18 protein-coding genes and 4 pseudogenes are annotated in these 18,175 nt (G+C 50.8%); 10 read left to right on the top strand and 12 right to left on the bottom strand.

Going from position 1 to position 18,175, the window contains the following annotated elements:
- Window positions 1-36 precede the first annotated feature (36 nt).
- On the bottom strand, window positions 37-1,299 hold the full coding sequence (ltrA, locus tag SYMBAF_RS17120) for a group II intron reverse transcriptase/maturase (RefSeq protein WP_052447675.1): 1,263 nt from the start codon (window positions 1,297-1,299) through the stop codon (window positions 37-39).
- Between the two features lie 563 nt (window positions 1,300-1,862).
- The gene (locus SYMBAF_RS17115) at window positions 1,863-4,892 is read right to left on the bottom strand and encodes a Tn3 family transposase (protein WP_040264778.1); all 3,030 of its coding nucleotides are present in this window, start codon (window positions 4,890-4,892) and stop codon (window positions 1,863-1,865) included.
- 159 nt (window positions 4,893-5,051) lie between these two features.
- Between SYMBAF_RS17115 and SYMBAF_RS17110 the strand changes: the two genes are divergently transcribed.
- Window positions 5,052-5,666 carry a recombinase family protein gene (locus SYMBAF_RS17110; RefSeq protein WP_040264779.1) on the top strand — a complete coding sequence of 205 codons (615 nt, stop codon included), beginning with the start codon at window positions 5,052-5,054 and terminating at the stop codon, window positions 5,664-5,666.
- 43 nt (window positions 5,667-5,709) lie between these two features.
- Here SYMBAF_RS17110 and SYMBAF_RS17105 read toward each other — a convergent pair.
- From SYMBAF_RS17105 to SYMBAF_RS17090, 4 genes and pseudogenes are all read right to left on the bottom strand, one after another.
- Window positions 5,710-6,798, bottom strand: a pseudogene (locus SYMBAF_RS17105) (TerB N-terminal domain-containing protein); the annotation flags it as partial.
- A gap of 861 nt (window positions 6,799-7,659) precedes the next feature.
- Complete coding sequence (locus SYMBAF_RS17100; RefSeq protein ID WP_040264780.1) at window positions 7,660-8,172, bottom strand: hypothetical protein; 513 nt, start codon at window positions 8,170-8,172, stop codon at window positions 7,660-7,662.
- A gap of 259 nt (window positions 8,173-8,431) precedes the next feature.
- Window positions 8,432-8,656, bottom strand: a pseudogene (locus SYMBAF_RS17095) (ATP-binding protein); the annotation flags it as partial.
- A 58-nt stretch (window positions 8,657-8,714) separates the two neighbouring features.
- The gene (locus SYMBAF_RS17090; protein WP_040264782.1) at window positions 8,715-9,296 is read right to left on the bottom strand and encodes a recombinase family protein; all 582 of its coding nucleotides are present in this window, start codon (window positions 9,294-9,296) and stop codon (window positions 8,715-8,717) included.
- 150 nt (window positions 9,297-9,446) lie between these two features.
- On the opposite strand from SYMBAF_RS17090, the pseudogene SYMBAF_RS17085 reads away from it, so the two are divergent.
- Window positions 9,447-9,622 (top strand): annotated as a pseudogene (locus SYMBAF_RS17085) (ATP-binding protein); the annotation flags it as partial.
- Window positions 9,623-10,219: 597 nt separating this feature from the next.
- Here SYMBAF_RS17085 and SYMBAF_RS17080 read toward each other — a convergent pair.
- From SYMBAF_RS17080 to SYMBAF_RS18635, 3 genes are all read right to left on the bottom strand, one after another.
- A complete protein-coding gene (locus tag SYMBAF_RS17080) occupies window positions 10,220-10,504 on the bottom strand; it encodes a ribbon-helix-helix protein, CopG family (RefSeq protein WP_040264784.1) in 285 nt (94 codons plus the stop codon).
- Between the two features lie 47 nt (window positions 10,505-10,551).
- A complete protein-coding gene (locus tag SYMBAF_RS17075; protein WP_040264785.1) occupies window positions 10,552-11,205 on the bottom strand; it encodes an AAA family ATPase in 654 nt (217 codons plus the stop codon).
- 290 nt (window positions 11,206-11,495) lie between these two features.
- Window positions 11,496-11,576 carry a helix-turn-helix domain-containing protein gene (locus SYMBAF_RS18635; RefSeq protein ID WP_419789513.1) on the bottom strand — a complete coding sequence of 27 codons (81 nt, stop codon included), beginning with the start codon at window positions 11,574-11,576 and terminating at the stop codon, window positions 11,496-11,498.
- 116 nt (window positions 11,577-11,692) lie between these two features.
- Here SYMBAF_RS18635 and SYMBAF_RS17070 point away from each other — a divergent pair, with 116 nt between their 5' ends.
- From SYMBAF_RS17070 to SYMBAF_RS17050, 5 genes are all read left to right on the top strand, one after another.
- Window positions 11,693-11,884, top strand: coding sequence for a plasmid SOS inhibition protein A (locus SYMBAF_RS17070; RefSeq protein ID WP_040264786.1), 192 nt, complete (start codon window positions 11,693-11,695; stop codon window positions 11,882-11,884).
- Between the two features lie 195 nt (window positions 11,885-12,079).
- Window positions 12,080-12,412 carry a type II toxin-antitoxin system RelE/ParE family toxin gene (locus SYMBAF_RS17065; protein ID WP_040264787.1) on the top strand — a complete coding sequence of 111 codons (333 nt, stop codon included), beginning with the start codon at window positions 12,080-12,082 and terminating at the stop codon, window positions 12,410-12,412.
- Window positions 12,409-12,699: a helix-turn-helix domain-containing protein gene (locus SYMBAF_RS17060; RefSeq protein ID WP_040264788.1), complete on the top strand. Its 291-nt coding sequence runs from the start codon at window positions 12,409-12,411 to the stop codon at window positions 12,697-12,699. Before SYMBAF_RS17065 ends, SYMBAF_RS17060 begins: the two co-directional genes overlap by 4 nt.
- A 707-nt stretch (window positions 12,700-13,406) precedes the next feature.
- Window positions 13,407-13,721 (top strand): hypothetical protein, encoded by a 315-nt coding sequence (locus tag SYMBAF_RS17055; RefSeq protein ID WP_040264789.1) that lies wholly within the window; start codon window positions 13,407-13,409, stop codon window positions 13,719-13,721.
- An 88-nt stretch (window positions 13,722-13,809) separates the two neighbouring features.
- Window positions 13,810-14,319, top strand: a complete 510-nt coding sequence (locus SYMBAF_RS17050; RefSeq protein ID WP_040264790.1) for a hypothetical protein — start codon at window positions 13,810-13,812, stop codon at window positions 14,317-14,319.
- Window positions 14,320-14,446: 127 nt separating this feature from the next.
- Here SYMBAF_RS17050 and SYMBAF_RS17045 read toward each other — a convergent pair whose 3' ends face one another.
- Window positions 14,447-14,737, bottom strand: coding sequence for a hypothetical protein (locus SYMBAF_RS17045; protein ID WP_040264791.1), 291 nt, complete (start codon window positions 14,735-14,737; stop codon window positions 14,447-14,449).
- Between the two features lie 81 nt (window positions 14,738-14,818).
- On the opposite strand from SYMBAF_RS17045, the gene SYMBAF_RS17040 reads away from it, so the two are divergent.
- Window positions 14,819-15,987, top strand: a protein-coding gene (locus SYMBAF_RS17040; protein ID WP_152609001.1) for an IS3 family transposase whose coding sequence is annotated in 2 segments (ribosomal slippage) — window positions 14,819-15,068 and window positions 15,068-15,987 — 1,170 coding nt in all. Because the reading frame shifts where the segments join, the coding sequence is not laid out codon by codon here.
- 6 nt (window positions 15,988-15,993) lie between these two features.
- Here SYMBAF_RS17040 and SYMBAF_RS17035 read toward each other — a convergent pair.
- Window positions 15,994-16,077, bottom strand: a pseudogene (locus SYMBAF_RS17035) (Y-family DNA polymerase); the annotation flags it as partial.
- A gap of 23 nt (window positions 16,078-16,100) precedes the next feature.
- Window positions 16,101-16,592, bottom strand: coding sequence for a translesion error-prone DNA polymerase V autoproteolytic subunit (gene umuD / locus SYMBAF_RS17030; protein ID WP_082026905.1), 492 nt, complete (start codon window positions 16,590-16,592; stop codon window positions 16,101-16,103).
- A 245-nt stretch (window positions 16,593-16,837) separates the two neighbouring features.
- Here umuD and SYMBAF_RS17025 point away from each other — a divergent pair, with 245 nt between their 5' ends.
- Together SYMBAF_RS17025 and SYMBAF_RS17020 are read left to right on the top strand one after the other, a co-directional pair.
- Complete coding sequence (locus SYMBAF_RS17025; protein ID WP_152609086.1) at window positions 16,838-17,218, top strand: DUF7609 family protein; 381 nt, start codon at window positions 16,838-16,840, stop codon at window positions 17,216-17,218.
- A complete protein-coding gene (locus SYMBAF_RS17020; protein ID WP_162483244.1) occupies window positions 17,219-18,145 on the top strand; it encodes an Rpn family recombination-promoting nuclease/putative transposase in 927 nt (308 codons plus the stop codon). It abuts the gene before it with no gap.
- Window positions 18,146-18,175: the final 30 nt, after the last annotated feature.

The raw sequence follows: 18,175 nt of genomic DNA, 5'->3' as shown, positions 1-18,175 counted from the left end.
CTGCGCTCCCACGGAACCGGACGTGACAGTCTCCCGTCATCCGGCTCTTGTCGTTGACCACTCACGCCGCGTACAAATTTCCCAGTGTGCAAACAGACCGGGCCTGGCGCGCTGTATCCGTCTTAACCATTCATATGCCTGAGCCAGACTACCGTGGACCCGCTTATATTTGCGGGCGACCCATTTCGCAAGGTGCAGATCTACATGAGTGGCTATACAGTTCATTGCTGAACGATAAAAGTGACCATAGTACTTAACCCAGCCCCGTAACATGGGGTTGAGCCAACGGGCCATGACTTCCAGCGATAACGGCGTTTTGTGGCTCAGATCCCAGCCCCGTACCGTCTGCCGGATTGCCTTCGCAGCTCTGCCGCTCATTGCTGGCAGGAAATTCACCGACAGCTCTCCCTCTTTCGAGAAGGACTTTCTTGGCCTGAACGTATAGCCCACAAAGTCGAAGCTGATTTCAGGATATGCTTCCGTTCTTTCCCTGTCCTTGCAGTAAACGACTTTAGTCTTGCCCGGACTCATCTCCAGCTTACACTCAGCCAGCCGTTTTCTGAGCCTGCCACGCAGCATCATTGCCTGAGCATGACTCTTGCAGTGAATGACTACATCATCAGCGTATCGCTCGAACCGGACGACGGGGAATTCCCGCGTCATCCACATATCGAATGCATAATGCAGAAACAGATTGGCAAGTAATGGACTAATGACTCCGCCCTGAGGCGTTCCCTTGTCCCTCATCTGCACCGTTCCGTCCGGCATACACACCGATGCGGTCAGCCATCGCTCAATGTAGAGTTTCACCCATCTGCAGTCCGTATGCCTGCACACCGCTCTCATCAGGAGTTCGTGATCGATATTGTCGAAGAACCCCTTGATGTCCACGTCCAGCACCCAGTCAGTACGCCAGCATCGATGCCGGGCCATCCTCAGGGCATCGTGCGCAGATTTGTGCGGGCGATAGCCATAAGAGTCATTGTGGAACAGTGCCTCCAGAATCGGCTCCAGCATGTCTTTGACAACCATCTGCGCAATGCGATCCGAGACTGTGGGGATCCCCAGGGGTCTCGTTCCACCCGTCGCCTTGGGTATATCAACACGCCGAACCGCTGGCGGCATATAGCTGCCCGAGGCCATTCGGTTCCAGATTTTGTACAAGTTCCCCACGAGGTTCCTATCAAATTCCTCAATCGACTGACCATCGATCCCAGCACTGCCTTTGTTGGCTTTTACTTTCTTGTACGCGCTCCAGACGGCATGTCTGGATAACGCAAACGGTTTGGACTGGTTCACAGGCTCCTCCCGCTTATGCGGTTGGCCTGCAGTACAGCCCCAACGACTGGCCCCCTTCGCTCCACGTCCATTACAGACGCTTCATCACTACTACGGAACCATCTGCCCCTGTGCCCCGCATTGGTACTCTGGCGCTCGCAGGGTTTCTGCTCGACGCCGCTCCCTTCGCATCGGGACGACAGGTTCCCACGTTCCATGCCAGAGCCTGTGTTGTGCTCATGCTGTCTATATGCCGGATGCCGACCAGCCAGTAACCAGATAACCGCTGGACTTATCACGCACCGCTTAGAAAGCGCGTTTTTGACATCATCTTGTTCCTTTCGACACTGCATCTACAGTTCACTCTCGTTCATCTTCACAACACATACATGACGCATCTGACTGCGCCTTTTCCCTGACGCTCACCACCACCGCTCTTAACGGCAGCAGCTCAGGGTAGTTTGAAGGCTGCATCTGGACACCGCCTCCGAGGGGCCGCCCCTCATCTCTCGCACAGCATTGCACCCTTATTTGCCATAGGGTACATTCGTGGCACACCTACGCCGGAACCGCCGAAATTTCCGTTACCCCAGCTTCAGCCCGGAAACTAGCGCATCCAGGTCAATAATCTCATCGCTGCTCTGGAAGGTATAATGTCCGTTCAACAAAATGTGTTGCCAGGCCACCGGTGATATCCGGGTCAGAGCCTCAATGCCCTTGGCATTACCTTCCGCTTCCAGCCGCTCCAGCAATCGCGACAGGATCGCCGAGTTGTAATACACGATCGCGTTAGAAATCAGCCGCCCGCACTGGTTACTGATGTCTGTTTCAATGTCATTTTTCCCGGTTAACTCCTTCTTTCCGCCGACCTTGGCCACTGCGGCACGCAGCTGGTGATAAGATTCAATCCGGTTCTGGGAACGCCGGATGTTGCGTTCCAACTGCGGATCGCGCAGATACTTCAGCGTGTAGATGCTGCGTACCAACCGGTCATATTCAAAGAGGGCCTGCCGGGTCGGATTGGTCGTGGTGTACGTGCACAGTTTGCGGACCAGCGTCCCCTGCGTCATTTCTTTAAGCCCCAGCGTGGCGACGATGCGATCGAGATTGCTTTTCTCGCGGATGATAAGATCCCGGTCAATCTGTCCAGCGGGCTGGATCAGGCCTTTTTTATAGGCTGACGGATCTCTGATACAGTACAGCTCCTGCAACTGCCTGTTCAGGTCCGTAAAATGAGGTTCAAAGCGCAGGCCAAACCAGTGCAGGATCGCAAAGTTGGCTTTGTTGATGCTGTGCATGTCGCCGGTGATGGCCGTGGGTTTCACCTCTGAGGTATTGCGGTACCAGATATCAAAGACATGGTGGGCTTCATAGTCGTTTGTGCCAATCAGGTAGCCGTTTATCGGGATGTGGTTACACAGCAGCGTGTAGGCGACCATGCCTTTACCACGGCCGAAGTATTTTCGCGAATGTCGGGCCTTTACTGTCGGTCGCTCGACGCCAAACTTCTGCCCGTCAACGGCACCATAAAGCGTTTCGGGATCAAACGAATAGTGCGGGAAAATCGGCAATGCCTCTATGGCATCGGTGATGCAGTCATTGGCCGTGACCAGTGACGCCAGGCGGAGGTACTGTTCGTACGTGGTTTCCAGCACATGGAACGGGATATCGCTGGTTCGTGCCATTACATGATTACCGTGATTCATCGCCTGGGCAACGATGACCGCCATTAGGCTGTCTGCATCGGCATTCTTTTTGGCATAGCGGGGTTGCAGCGGCTTCATGGTATGAAGAAACCGGCACTGCCCGTTAACAAACCGGAAGACGTCGGTCACATCGCAGAATGGCAACTGCTCATAAAATCGCGTCTCCTGCGCCTTATGACGGCTGACCCCGGATTTATGCCAGGTCAGTTTCTGCGTTTCTTTATCGTATTCCAGATGTTTCAGCTTCCCCTGCTTAAGCTCGCGGTTGAAGGCTTTCCACTGCAGGTGCAATTCGGACTCCAGCGCCCTGAGCTGCGATTTAACCGGCTTTTGCAAAAACGGGATGTTCATTTCAGCCAGGACAGCGGCCTGTTCCCCTTCCGGTACCAGTTCATCAGAAAGATGGCGGTGGCGGAGACTGTCATTGAGGTGGAATTCACCCGTCTGAAAACGCTTTCTTATCTGGCGGTAGAGCCAGAACTCATACCGCCCGGCGTTCAGGCCTGTAGGCTCGCCATCCTCGCCGAACTCCAGCAGATAAGGGCGCAGCCGTTGCGGTAATGTACCCGGCGGGCATTCCGCCAGTGACCGCTGTGAAAGCGTCTGCTTTTTGCTGAACACCATTCTGAGCCAGCTCAGCGCTTCAACCCACGGGCTGTCGTGGACTACGCTGGTGAGATCGAGTGACAAATATAATGGCCGCAGGTGACGCCGGATTAATGCCGTCATACCGTCCACGGCCTGCCACTGCAGCGCCAGTTTACTGACAGGTTTTACACTCATGCGCAGTGCGGTGGTTTTCAGCGCCTCCCGCAGCATGATTTTCCATGCACGCCGGCGGACTTCGCCAAAGGTGGTGGGGTCCGGAACGCTGTCATCAACGTAAAGCGATAACAGTCGTCCGATTTTAGACGTTTCACGCCGGTGTTTTTCCTGGACGTCAGCCAGAAGCTGTTTGGCCACGCTACGGCTCTCATCCTCGAGCTGTTTCATATGGAAAAACATCGCATCCACCAGGTTATCGCTGAACTGGCGGTAACGAACCCATGCATAGCACAGCAGGTAAAGGCGGGTCTGATCGGGCTTTAGTTCACGGAGATCATAAACGGTATAGAAATTTGCCAGGCTGGCGTAGTAAAGCAGATTCTGCTGAGAAATATTCAGTGCCGGCAGGATGTCGCAGGCTTTGCGGTGCAATGGCGCCAGTATGGCCCATTTTTCCCGCTCCTGGACCATCTGACGCCAGCCGAAATCACGTGCATCCTGCCTGAGGATCGCCAGCCGGGAAAGGGTATCATCACGTTCAATCAGCGTGTTCAGACCATCGATGGTGGCATCATCAAGCCGCTCCATCAGGATACGCCCCAGCCGCTGCCTTTCATCAGAAAGCGTCCGGCTTACCAGCTCCTGGAGCGTGGTATAGCCAGGTCGGATGATTTTGTGCGCGTTGAGCCAGATGATCAACTCTGTGGCTACAAAGCCGGGAGTGACATCGCGGTGAACAATGTGGGCGGCCTGTTGTTCAAGCGCTGAAGACAGTGCTGATGACCAGGGGCGGTAACCATACAGCGCGCAGATTTTTTCCCGCTGAGCATAGCGCTCGTGCTTAGTGGGTGATTTGTCAGGAAGTGACTCCCCGGGGAAATAACGGCTCAGGACAAAGCTACAGTCGTCCGGAACATCATCCCACCCGAAGCGGAAAAACAGGTGCTTGGCTTTAAAGTAAGCGATCTGGATGATGCAATAAATCTGAGCGTGAAGCCCCCTACGGCTGCAGGCCAGCGCCAGTTCAGATTCATCCAGCGCCAGAAACTCCAGTCGCTGAGCATCATCGAAATCCGGGAGGCCATACAGCGCTTCCTGCTCGGCGTCCGAAAGAATGCTGAGGAGTTTATTTTTATTGGCCATCCCTGATCCTTATGCTTATATACGCAAGTGTAACATTATCATTAAAATTCAGCCTTTACGTGTCATAAATTAAATGACGGGTAATGTGACTATTGTTGACAGACATCAGCACCAAAACCAAAATGTCACATAATCGAACGTATATGTGACAGGTATAAAATGTTAATTGGTTATATGCGGGTGTCAAAAGCAGATGGTTCTCAGACTAATGATTTACAGCGTGATGCGCTGATCGCAGCCGGCGTTGATGTTGCCCATCTTTATGAAGACCGGGCAACGGGCAAGCGAGAAGATCGCCCAGGACTTATTGCCTGTCTGAAAGCCCTACGGCCAGATGACACCCTGATTGTCTGGAAACTGGATCGACTCGGTCGCGACCTTCGTCATCTCATTAATACGGTGCATGACCTTACCGAACGCGGGATCGGCCTGAAGGTACTGACCGGTCACGGAGCGACTATCGATACCACGACAGCTGCCGGCAAGCTTGTTTTTGGGATCTTTGCCGCACTGGCCGAGTTTGAGCGCGAACTGATTGCCGAGCGAACGACTGCAGGCCTTGCCTCAGCAAGAGCCCGCGGGAGGAACGGCGGGCGGCCTTACAAAATGACGCCAATAAAATTGCGACTGGCAATGGCATCAATGGGGCGGCCAGAGACGAAAGTCAGTACGTTATGCCAGGAGCTGGGGATAACCCGACAAACGCTGTACCGCCACATATCCCCGGATGGTCAACTGCGCGCTGACGGTATAAAGCTGCTCAACCGGGGATAATTTTGGCGGACGGAAAAATCTGGGGTTCCGGCGTAGCACCCCTAGGATCGGGGAGATCTGAAACCGGGAGACTAACGCCGGGCAAGCTCGGACTTGCTGGCCTATAATCCAGACGCAACCGTGTCTTGTTTGGCTTAATTATCATCCCGTCACCGTATTTAATGGTATAACGCTGCTTGAAAAGCACCGCGAACTCTTTCGCACAGCGACGGGCAGGGGTACGTAGCGCATATTCCGCGTGGTGTTTAACCCAAGTCAGAGCCTGACCGGCTGACACGGGCATTCCTGCATCCACCGCCTTTGAGAGGGAAAGTTTAAAAATCATGCCATTACTGAAACCGACCTCATTGCAGGTATCAGTGGAGAGTTCCATACCCAGGCGTAAAATGGTCATGGCTTCTAGCAGTTGCGATGTGTAATGCCGGAAGGAGCGGTTATCAAAGAATACTAACCTTAACCGTTCAACCTCAGAAAACAGCGAGCGAAATTCATCGTCAGAGATATTTTCATCCCTGCTATCAACAAGCGCCCTTCTTTCCAAGCCATAAAGGTAGATAAAAACGTAACCGATAGGGCATGATACATCGCCTCTGTCGCTTGCCAGCCAGCTGAGATATGCTCCGCGAGACTCAGGGGAAAGCGAGCTATAATCAGGCCGGTATCCTAGAGAGCCGTCTTCGTAGTGATAGGGCCTGGGTTGTACATTAAGCGTGGCGTCTATGAGTGATGCTTCACCACCATCGTTATAATATCCGCTCAGGCTTTGCCCAGGGGGCTTCATCCGCTGGCCGAAATACAGGTAACCGCCAGCAATAACCACCCCTCCCGCAGAGATCTCATTACCCGGCTGTACCCATTGAGCCAGGGCACCTGTACTTTTTGAAGAAGCCTGTCGTGGAGTAGCCGATATCCGGTATTCGACAGTCCGTCTTGAAGTCAACGTAAAGGTTGCGAGCGCATCATCTTCACTGTCATCTTTTGAGACAATATTCTTATTGTTCTTGGTATCAGTTTTCAACCCTCTTGTAGGCGTTTTAACAGCTTTATATGACTCACCGGATTTATGTTTCTTCTTTTTAAAAAAAAATATATAAATTAAATAAATTGCCGCTACTAATACCCATAACTCCATAAGCAAGGACCGTGCCGTGACTAGTGATGCAGATTGATTAAACCTAAGATAATAGTTCTATATACATAGAGTTAAAACTAAATCCTAAAAATTATTTTAGAAGGGATTCTACGCCGGAACCGCCTATAAGGAAATCCCTCAATAGTCAATACCGATTCTTATGCGTAACATATCCGTTGATATAGTTAAAATTCACCAAAATGAATGTTGCCCTACTCAACGGTTTATATGTTAGTTCACTATCTGCTGGAAATTTTAAAATTCATGAAGTTAAGATGAAACTCTTTGCCTGAACTGGCTGTAATCCGCAAACACTGAGGTTGAAATTTTGCTACATAATCGGCAACGTACCTTTTAGGTACAAGGAATACACCATCATGATCTGTGACTATCTCGTTCCTTGAGTCAGTTGCGGGAAACAACCAGCTTTTATCAAAAATAGTTTCAGAAAATGCAGCGATGCTGGGATGGCAACGCCATGTCGAGGTCTGTAGCCAAATCGTACGAAAACGCACGTCAGTGAATTAAATATTTGATATATAAGGATATAGTGGGCGTATGAAACGCCATGAAAATGACGTCCTTTTAATCGAAAAATGGCACTTATCGGACAGGGCTGCCACAAGATCTTCGCTTACCGGTGATGCACCGATACTTCAAAGTATCAATTCTGGTTGCAATACCGGTATTACTGAACTAATATTGGGTTGTCGATACTGACCGGAACCGAGAAATCGGGGTATTGATACCGGTGATTAAGAAATTAATTACCCCCAGCCTAGAGCGGGATAACCAAAGGTGTAGGCCGGAAACGTTTGAGAGTAAAAATCGATATTACTTTCGCATAGGGGCGCTGAGCAATCAGCGCCCCTTTTGCTTCTTGCCCAACAGGAATGTTTGACCGTTGAGGCGCAGCTGGCCGATGTGGTCGAAGCGAACGCGCGAACCTTTCGGCACAGTTTCTTTTCCCCACTGATCCAGCTCATAAGCAGACGTGACGAACATAATCAGCCCGCCAGGGTTGCTTGCATCCGGTCGCAGGTCGAAGAACACTATGTAATCGTAAACCGCCGCGTAGTAATACACCTCGTTACTATTACGGTCGAAGTGCGGCACGATATGGCCGTTGACTACGTGATCAACTAAGATTTTCCGCAGTTCCAGGCTTCGCTGATAGCGTGACTCGCAAAAATAGCGGCCGCTCATCAACGTTTTCCCCTCACCCTTCTTGTCTGTGAAACAGTGGTTAGAGAACGCCACGGAGATATTCACCGTAGCGCCCTTAATATCCGCCATAAAGCTGAATGGGTGTAGATGTTTGAGGTCGTATGTTTTCCCATTGAGATTCACATCACGCCAGCTTTTACCTTGCACTTTCAAACCCTCGATAATCGTACTGCCAGGGATGCTAGCACACGTTCATCGTGGCGGAGTAATATCGCGATCATTCTCAAGCTTATTGGGGTTTGAGGGCCAACGGGGTGAAAACCTACGTTAAGGCCTAACCCCCTCATTAACTTTTAAGTATCTAGTTTTTATATCTACAAATAATGGAACGCAATACCAAGTAGATTGATGGCATAAAGTTCCTTAAATTCCGATCTGCCCTTCCGATTTCATTTTCTGCTCCAGCTCAATTTTGTTGCCATTCCTTTACAACAGTTTTCCAATCGACAGTTCTCTCAACCGATTTCCCATCAGCATCCTTTCTTGTCCAAACATCCCAGAAGTCAGGGTCATCAGAATGTGGTTGCTGCTCTTTCGTCAAATTTTTCATTTTAACCAGAACAGGAAGTTCAGATGCCCAGCCCATCGGTATTGCATGTTGGGATGGCAATGAAGGCAGCTCACGGAGTAAGGGGTTCCGCGCCCATTTCCTCCAAAAGTCCCACCTTATTTAGATATCATATTGAATGTTATTGAGAAATATGCTCATTTTTAGCATCGTTTTTTATTTTTCTTTTCAACCGAAAGTACGTCGCCCGGGAGATCCCTGTTTTGTCTGTCACACTGCTCAGTGTTTCGCCTTGCAGGATAAGCGTCAGCGCTACTGGCGTTCGGGGGTGAATCTTTCTGCCAAATTTTACACCTGCAGCAAGTGCAGCTATTCTGCCGTCATTCGTCCGCTCCAGGATACGCTCACGCTCTGCTTCAGCCACGGCGGCAAGGATCTGGATAACCATTTTTCCCATAGTCCCTTCAGTACTGAGACCATTCTCCAGGAATCGGATTGCAATACCCTTTTTGTAACAGCCATCAACAACACGGATCATGTCAGCAGTGTTACGCCCCAGGCGATCCATTTTTGTGCAGATGATTACGTCGTCTTTCTCTGCCCGGGCCAGCAGTCGCTGCAACCCTTCACGCTCATCAGTTGCACCAGTCATCATGTCTGTAAAAATACGATCTTCCCGCACCCCTGCAATTTTCAGCTCCGAAATTTGATGCGTCAGCCTTTGATGGCTGGTCGATACCCGCGCGTACCCCAGTAATGCCATTTTTAGTCTCACTTATCGTTTTTGATACTCCATGGTATCATAATGCTCGAAAAGCGATTTTTGAAACCTTCTTTTATACTGTTTTAGGTAGGTATCAAATATCATAATATTTGATACCTACCTAAGCTGGAGGTTGACTGCCGGGATGATCGCCGACCCCAGACTCTGTTACGTCTTCCGGTTTACCGGCGGTCAGGACACTGGAGCAGTTTGACTTCAAGTTTGCCAGCGGTGCTCCACGGACGCAGATACAGGAACTGGCCAGCCTGGCGTTCATCGAACGGCAGGAGAACATCGTGTTCCTGGGCCCATCTGGCGTTGGTAAAAGGATCAGCGGGAGCATTAGCGTAGAAACTTACGGTTTGGGTAACGACCGGGTAACTGCGATAACTGCCAACCATTGGCGCTACTAAAACGAGGATTTGTGAGAACCTAAACTGCGTCTCTGTTCATATTGTAATATCAACATGTTACGATACTCAAAATCCATTCTCAAAACAAAATTCTCAATTGTCCCGGCCTGCATGAGTTTTGATAGAAAAGATACCGCAACCCTCTTATCGGGGGTATACCAGGCCAGCAATAGCGCGAAACCGTAAATCTTTGTTCAAATGCTACCGCTGGTCCTGATTGCCAGTCTATTGAGGCTATCTATGCTTGGTGGCTAGGATTGCGGTTGGTTTGCCATGCCTTCTGGAATGCGGCAAGAACACGATGACGCTCTGTTATCCGTAGCGTTATTGACTGCTGACATTCCGTGCAGTCATCTTCTGAAAATGACAGAGGCAGTTGCATTGATTAAAAAAAAATCTTAAAAGCTAGCAGCTAAGTTAACAGTTAGATTAAAACAATATACATTTGATGTTGTTTTGATATTAAAACAACATCAAATAAAGACTAAAGTCATTGTGTTATGATATTGCCTATTCGCTTATCTTTTTCTTACCAGCAATTTGCAAACCATAGTCCAATATGTTGATACATGACATATTGATGAAGGCAGCGCGCGATTGCCCGTTCTCCGCAGCAGCTTCATCTATACGCTGAATCAGCTCGGGGTCCATCGTGATCGTGATCTGCTGTTTTTTACCTTTTACGACTCCCTTCGTGGCGGGAATTTTTGCATCGGGGGCGGAATTTATGAACTTCTCTACTGCCTCATTCTTTGAATCAGGTAGCTGCATTTTGGGTTTCTTTTGGATCGCCATTTCATATCACCTATACATTAATTTAATATTATTTTGATTGCGTTTAACTATTTAAACAGTATTGATATGAGAGCGTCTAACTCTTGCACTGCTATCTTTTCATGCGAACGTAGTTTCAGTTCACTTACGGTTCTTCCACTGCCTGCAGCATTGGCGTAGACTTTTCTTTGATAGATGATTTTGTCGAGGATTGGGATATCCTCTTTGTACTCTTCCATCATTTCAAGCATATCTCTGTTGTCGGAGGATCTAGCTTGAGTATCCGCTTTGTTCAAAAGCGAATAACAGACCAACCCATCTCTAATGCTCCTCGCTTCTTTGATTAGATCGGCGTTGGCATCCATTGCCCAAGCTTCGAAACTTCCCGGTGCTGAAGGAACTAAAAGGACGTCTGTGATTGTCAGAGCAGCCCTCATAGCAGTGGAATCTCGGCCTCCACATTCAATGATGATATCGTCAAAGTTATCTTTCTGTTGTAGAACTTGACTCCTTAACACCGGGCCTTCAGGGTAATGCGAACAAGCGATGCCTGGTTCAACACCGTCTTCTGAACGAACCAAAATAGCTGTTTGTGACGAGCCCTGTTTATCACCATCAACTAACCATACCTTCCTGCCTTGTCTAGCCCTTGCTACTGCGATGTTAACCGCGAGAGTAGATTTTCCTACTCCCCCTTTCGTATTTGCAATTGTTAGTATCATTTTAATCTCTTTTTAATATTAATAAAACTTCAAAATAGTAGTAACTAAAACTCACTTGTGTCAAGTGGGTGGCGGGATTATATTGACATCATAATAATATCTATATGATTTTACTTTAATATTAAAATGATTTCACTATGATAGTGAGAGTGAAATTTAAATTCATACGGAAGCATGCCCTTTTAAACCCGTTAGGGCGACGTAGTCGTGGTGTGCTGGGGACTTTGTTGCTGGCAGCCTGCTGACAGCATTTAGGGGGCTGTACGCCGAAATCTAAAGCGATATTTTCTTTACTCAACACGGTAGCTGATAAACCGCCGAACGGTCTGGCGAGAGCAACGTAAATGACGGGCAATGGCGCGGATGGACATGTTTGAAGTCCTTTATAAGGCGGAAACGGCGGGTTATGACGATTTTTCGGCGGGGATCATGACGTCGCCTGATAACACCAGGCTGCGGGGCAGCTTCTTCTCATAAAGGAGCCACCATGAGCCACATTCCGCGCCATCTTTCACTCGTTCCGGCCTGCCCGTACCGTCAGGCCATTGCTGCCGCCACGGCAGAGGTCGAAAAACGCCAGCAGGGCAGGGCATTTTGCGGTGAACACCCCTGGGCAAACGCCTTTCTGCGCCACTTCTGCGGCACAAAAAAATCCGCTCAGAACACCTGCGCCGCGTGATGCCCGAGTACTCGCCGAGAGACCGGCACGGCCCCGCCGCCGCCGATTATCTCCGCGCACTGGACGTGCTTATCCGCACGCGGTGCGAGCGCTGCCCGTCAGATTATGTACCGGCTAAAAATAGTCCTGGCGGATTACCGCCAGTGCTGTAAAATAAAAATATACGCAATTACGTAAATGTGATTAAGGCAGCGGATGCGTAAGCCACTCAGTTTTATCGACAGCAGCCTGGAGGATTTGAAAAAATTTCCGGGCGAGATGCAAAGCGAAATCGGTCACCAGCTGGACAGGGTCCAGCAGGGGCTTGATCCGGACGACTGGAAGCCGTTCAGTACCGTGGGGCAGGGGGTGCGGGAAATCCGCGTGAAGGGTCCGGATGGCATCTACCGCGCCATGTACGTCGCGAAATTCGAAGAATCAGTGTACGTCCTGCACTGCTTCCAGAAAAAAACGCAGGCAACCAGCCAGCCTGACGTCCAGCTGGCCTGTAAACGATTTAGAGAACTTGTTCAGGAGCGTAAAGCATGAAAATCCAGAAATTTGACAGCGTGTGGGATGCCATCAGCTCCACGCCTGAAGAGGCAGAAAACATGAAGGTCCGTTCTCAGCTGGTGATGGCGCTGAACGGGCTGATTGGAAAGCGCGGGCTGGATACCCGCCAGGCTGCCGCCCTGCTGGGCGTCAGCCAGCCGCGCGTGTCCGAGCTTGCCAGCGGAAAAATTCAGCTGTTCAGCGTGGATAAGCTGATTAACATGCTGGCGCATGCCGGTATGCAGATTGGCACCATTGAAATCAGCGAGGCCGTGGCCGCCTGAGCCGCGTTTCAGGGACGGACTGCCGCGCCTGCGGCGCGGCAGTTCTCCTGCTGAAGGACCGGATTTAGTCTCTTCTGCCCGACGTTCTCCGTTTAACCCCTCATCCTCTTTCTCATCTTCTTCCTTCCACCCTGTTATCTGCTGTTATGCATCGTCTGGCAGGGTACACGCCGGGCGTCTGCCCCTGGGGGGTACCCTGCTTCCTATGCCAGGTATGCCTCTTCTTTCGACAGGAGGTGCGACGCCTGTTGACGGTGTCACGGCGACAGTTGGGCATGGATGTGCTGCTTCTGAATGATTTGCTTGGCGAGACTATGCGGTGGTGTGCGTCCGGGCGCGCTGTCGTGCTGCGCATGGCGCCGGCGAGCCGTCGCCACCCTGCGGGCGTCCATCGCTGACGCGAAAGGCACGCTTGCAGGCGGCTGTGCCGCCGCCGCTTTTCACAGTTCGCCGGCTAACCGGCGAACGTCAAGGACGCCCCGGCGTGCCGCCGTGTCGGGTGTGTTCATGCTCATTTCACCGGTGGTTATCTCTCGTCAGCCCCTTACGCGGCCGCTTTTGTAGCACCGTCGCCCGCGTGCCCGCAAGGGTGAAATGCACGCCGCAAGCGGCGCCCTTGCGTTCCCCCGTTCGCCGTCGCTACGTCAGCTTTTTCGCCGCGAAAGGTTCCGACGAGAGATAAATCAACCACTAAGAGGAGTGCCAGCATGAACACACAAAACGTCAACGTCAACACCGCCGCTCAGGAACGCTCTGAAAGATATGGGAAAAAAACAGCACTCAAAAACGGCGGGTTGTCTGATGACCAGGTGTATGACCTTTTTTGTCATGTATGCCACGCCTGTGGTGGGCGAGCTATCGGCACCCTGGAGTCGCCGGCATTACCCGCAGATGCAGAGTATCTGTCCATCCAACTGGGTGATTTTGATTCACTGGCGGTCTGGCTCGTTGATGGCTGGCCTGTTGCCGCCAGTGATGAGGCCGTGTGGATAGATTGGTGTATCGCCGAGTGGCTTCCTTAACGCCCTCAAAGGTGATGATTCGTGCTTCATTCCCCTGTTTTTTTATCTCATTTCACAGGAAAAACACTTCTCTGGGCGTAAATCAAAAATGACCCTACAACTGACCTCAAAAACGGGCATTACCTTTGACATCATCAAGGCAACCGATCGCTATTTCCTGATGACCACCTCTCGGAGTGAGCGGGTTTTCACTTTGTATCACAGGTGCACTGTTAGTCTGGCAGAAGACAAATTTCCCTGTTATGAAGATGGCTCACATGTACGCTCATTTGGTCTCATTGGTGGTACTCAGATAAGGAGAGCCTGGGATACAGTAATGTCTAAAATGACCTGCTTTAATGTGAGAATTTTGGAGTATGTAGGGGATATGGAATTTTCTTCTACGCGGATATGTTTCGCCCCTTCACTCAAGGCATTATGGGATAAACTGGAGGAAGAAATGGTCGATTATCGAGGTCGAGGAGAGTATTTATCTGATTCAGATAGGTGGGATTATGGTGAAACGATAGCGAAGATTGATGATGTTTCACCCGTTGATCGAGATGTGGCAAAGCTGGCTATTCAGCATCAAATTACTTCACTGTGGTTGTGGGTTTAACAAAATCCAGATTCTTTATCCCAGGTTCATACTATATCGCCAATAGCGAAAGATTTACTCTAGAGTGGGGTAGGGACTTTAAAGCCACTGTTCAATCACCTGTCTCCCTAATGATGTATTTCCTTTTTCAGACAATGCCCTCCTTATCTTTCTTAGTCCGGCGTTTTTTATCGCCAGCCTCTTTCCTGATAATATCTGCAATGGATTTTTCACTGAAGTTAAAGTTCATGGCATCCATGGCTGATTTTATATCTTCTGTGCTGTAGCCTTTTTCCCTCGACAGCATCACTATAGTTTCCTTGAGATGTTCAAGAACATCCCTTCTTGTCATCCTTTGTGAGGATAAATCTGGAAGTTTTTCGAGATTTTCTTTGACATCATCGACTTCCATCTGTGTAAAAAATCTTCTTGCCGCCATCGTTAAAACTGTAGTGGCACACTGAATTTGGCCACCTGAACAGAGGTGATATGCTCACCTCAGGACATTACAGGTGCTTCAATGAAAAAAAGAAATTTCAGTGCAGAGTTCAAACGCGAATCCGCTCAACTGGTCGTTGACCAGAACTACACCGTGGCAGATGCAGCCAGTGCTATGGATGTCGGCCTTTCCACAATGACGCGATGGGTGAAGCAGTTGCGTGATGAGCGGCAGGGAAAAATACCTAAAGCCTCTCCCATTACTCCTGAACAAATTGAAATACGTGAGCTGAGGAAAAAAATACAACGTATTGAAATGGAAAACGAAATATTAAAAAAGGCTACCGCGCTCTTGATGTCAGACTCCCTGAACAGTTCTCGATAATCGGGAAACTCAGAGCGCATTATCCGGTGGTCACACTCTGCCACGTGTTCGGGGTTCATCGCAGCAGCTACAAATACTGGAAAAACCGTCCTGAAAAACCAGATGGCAGACGAGCTGTATTACGCAGCCAGGTACTGGAACTGCATAGCGTCAGCCATGGCTCTGCTGGCGCAAGGAGTATCGCAACTATGGCAACCATGAAGGGCTTCAGGATGGGACGATGGCTCGCCGGCAGGCTCATGAAAGAGCTGGGGCTGGTCAGTTGTCAACAGCCCACTCATCGGTATAAATGCGGTGGCCTTGAACACATCGCTATCCCGAATCACCTTGAGCGGCAGTTCGCAGTGACAGAGCCTAATCAGGTGTGGTGTGGCGATGTGACCTATATCTGGACAGGCAGGCGCTGGGCCTACCTCGCCGTTGTTCTCGACCTGTTCGCGAGAAAACCGGTGGGCTGGGCAATGTCGTTCTCACCGGACAGCAGGCTGACCATCAAAGCGCTGGAGATGGCGTGGGAGGCCCGGGGAAAACCAGCCGGAGTGATGTTCCACAGCGATCAGGGCAGCCATTACACAAGCAGACAGTTCCGGCAGTCACTGTGGAGGTATCGGATCAGACAGAGTATGAGTCGGCGTGGAAACTGCTGGGATAATAGCCCAATGGAGCGCTTCTTCAGGAGTCTGAAGAACGAATGGGTACCGGTGACGGGTTACATAAACTTCAGCGATGCAGCCCACGCAATAACGGACTATATCGTTGGGTATTACAGCGCGCTCAGGCCGCATGAATATAACGGTGGGTTACCACCAAACGAATCGGAAAACCGATACTGGAAAAACTCTAACGCGGTGGCCAGTTTTAGTTGACCACTACACCACGGGTTTACCGCGCAGGTCAGGTCGAAACACCGTCTCGCAAGAGGCATAAAAGCTGTTGACGTCAACCAGGGCAAACATGGCTTAACAGGCGTTGGCAAGGGTCAAAGCGTGTGGATAGCGTAGCGAACCACGCCAAAGATGACCGTCTCCATGTCCTCATTATCCACGTCGATGGACGCAAAGGCTGGGTTGGCCGGCAGCAGTAACGGGCGGGGATGCAATTGCAGGCGTTTGCAGGTGAATGCGCCATCGACCGTCGCAATGACGATGTCGCCGTGCCGTGCCGGGTAACAGCACTCAACGACCAGCAGGTCGCTGTCGAGAATACCGGCGTCCCGCATTGAATGGCCGTCGGCTCGCACCAGGTAGGTACTTTCCGGGAAACGGATGCAGATATCATCCAGTGACAGACGTTGTTCCAGGTAGTCCTGAGCGGGCGAGGGGAAGCCACAGGCGATACCGGTATCATGGAGTCTGACCCCTGTCTGGCGCTGAGGGGAAGGGGCTGTTTTACCTGGATGAACGCCGGGTCGCTGAACTGCTGGCGTGGTGGGGAGGGCCATCGCGGTGATGGTCTGGGAGGTGTTGCTCACAATGTGTACTTTCCTGGTCAGAATTTTACTTAAGCATTAATATTGTACTGGACGTATAAACAGTATAATATTGCGCAACCGGGCGTAAGCTGCACTTAAGTCCAGGGTGTATACTGGCGAGATTATCCACAGATATGTTGCAAAACCCGTGTATAACTGGATGGAGAAAGTGGGCATGCCCAGGAGGCCGTTGTCCTTCAGTGATGCGCAGGTGTTGCGCAATGATGGTCACTCACAGGTGCTCAATGGCACGGACTATGCGATACTTTGGTCACATTACCCCGCCAGCTGAAAAATTGATGACTGACCACCCTGTCCAGCCAGAGAGTGCTGAAGACGAGATTATCGATATCGACACCGAGGCGTTTGCTCATACCGTCGCCATGATGGTGCTGCTCAAGCCCGGCATGTCCCATACCCACTCGGAGCCACTCTCCCCCGACTGTGCCGCCGGACAACTTGTCCAGGACGTCAACAGTCTGAAAAAACGCGCCCGCCGCCTGCTGGTACCCGCCATGCACGAAGCCACCAAACGTACCGGCCAGGTCTATAATATCGAGAGCAGCCTGGTGCTTTACCCGTCAGGCCGCCTGTTCGCCCAGGCCATCGTCACCCGAAGCAGGTAACTGATGAGCAAAACGACCCCCATTCCCCATGACGCCGTGTTCAAGCAGTTTCTGACCCATCCAGAAACAGCGCGTGACTTCCTGCAATTGCATTTGCCGCCGGCAGTGCTCACACACTGTGACTTGAGTACGTTAAAGCTGGAATCGGGCAGCTTTGTTGAAGAAGACCTGCGTGCCTATTATTCCGATGTGCTCTATTCACTCAAGGCGGGGAAGGGTATCGGCTTTGTCTATTGCCTTATCGAGCACCAAAGTTCCCCTGATAAGAATATGGCCTTTCGCTTGATGAGATACAGTATCGCGGCAATGCAACGCCATCTTGATGCGGGTAACGAGCAGCTGCCTCTGGTGGTTCCACTGTTGTTCTATCACGGTCAGGTGACGCCTTATCCGTACTCGATGCGCTGGCTGGATGAGTTTGGTGACCCTGAACTGGCCACACAGCTTTATGCGGGAGCGTTTTCCCTGGTCGATGTCACAGTCATCCCGGATGAGCAAATCATGCAGCATCGCCGTATGGCCATCCTGGAGCTTTTACAGAAACACATCCGTCAGCGCGACCTGGCTGACCTGCTGGAACAACTGGTCACGTTGCTGCTGGCCGGATATACTACGCAGGAGCAACTGACATCATTGATGAATTACATGCTACAGGTTGGTGACACGGCAGCCCCGGAGGCGTTTATCCGCGAACTGGCGCGTCGTGCGCCACAACATGAGGAGGTGCTTATGACCGTTGCACAAAAACTGGAACTTAAAGGGATTGAAAAAGGGCGTCAGGAAGGCATTCAACTTGGCGAAGCTAGAGGCCGCCAAGAAGGCAAGCTTGCCGTTGCCCGCACAATGCTGACCAACGGTCTTGATCGTAACCTGGTCATGAAGATGACGGGGTTGACCGCCGATGACCTGGCCAAAATCCAGCATTAGCATAAAATGCCTTGCCAGAGTGACTGCTGT

The organism is Serratia symbiotica (genome assembly GCF_000821185.2).
Classification (GTDB): Bacteria; Pseudomonadota; Gammaproteobacteria; order Enterobacterales; family Enterobacteriaceae; genus Serratia; species Serratia symbiotica.
This window is presented reverse-complemented; position numbering and strand designations above follow the sequence as displayed.

Coding starts and splice junctions, on each gene's coding strand:
- SYMBAF_RS17115 (WP_040264778.1), bottom strand. CDS start 4,892: ATGGCCAATAAAAATAAACTCCTCAGCATTCTTTCGGACGCCGAGCAG.
- SYMBAF_RS17110 (WP_040264779.1), top strand. CDS start 5,052: ATGTTAATTGGTTATATGCGGGTGTCAAAAGCAGATGGTTCTCAGACT.
- SYMBAF_RS17090 (WP_040264782.1), bottom strand. CDS start 9,296: ATGGCATTACTGGGGTACGCGCGGGTATCGACCAGCCATCAAAGGCTG.
- SYMBAF_RS17080 (WP_040264784.1), bottom strand. CDS start 10,504: ATGGCGATCCAAAAGAAACCCAAAATGCAGCTACCTGATTCAAAGAAT.
- SYMBAF_RS17075 (WP_040264785.1), bottom strand. CDS start 11,205: ATGATACTAACAATTGCAAATACGAAAGGGGGAGTAGGAAAATCTACT.
- SYMBAF_RS18635 (WP_419789513.1), bottom strand. CDS start 11,576: ATGTCCATCCGCGCCATTGCCCGTCATTTACGTTGCTCTCGCCAGACC.
- SYMBAF_RS17070 (WP_040264786.1), top strand. CDS start 11,693: ATGAGCCACATTCCGCGCCATCTTTCACTCGTTCCGGCCTGCCCGTAC.
- SYMBAF_RS17065 (WP_040264787.1), top strand. CDS start 12,080: ATGCGTAAGCCACTCAGTTTTATCGACAGCAGCCTGGAGGATTTGAAA.
- SYMBAF_RS17060 (WP_040264788.1), top strand. CDS start 12,409: ATGAAAATCCAGAAATTTGACAGCGTGTGGGATGCCATCAGCTCCACG.
- SYMBAF_RS17055 (WP_040264789.1), top strand. CDS start 13,407: ATGAACACACAAAACGTCAACGTCAACACCGCCGCTCAGGAACGCTCT.
- SYMBAF_RS17050 (WP_040264790.1), top strand. CDS start 13,810: ATGACCCTACAACTGACCTCAAAAACGGGCATTACCTTTGACATCATC.
- SYMBAF_RS17045 (WP_040264791.1), bottom strand. CDS start 14,737: ATGGCGGCAAGAAGATTTTTTACACAGATGGAAGTCGATGATGTCAAA.
- SYMBAF_RS17025 (WP_152609086.1), top strand. CDS start 16,838: ATGGCACGGACTATGCGATACTTTGGTCACATTACCCCGCCAGCTGAA.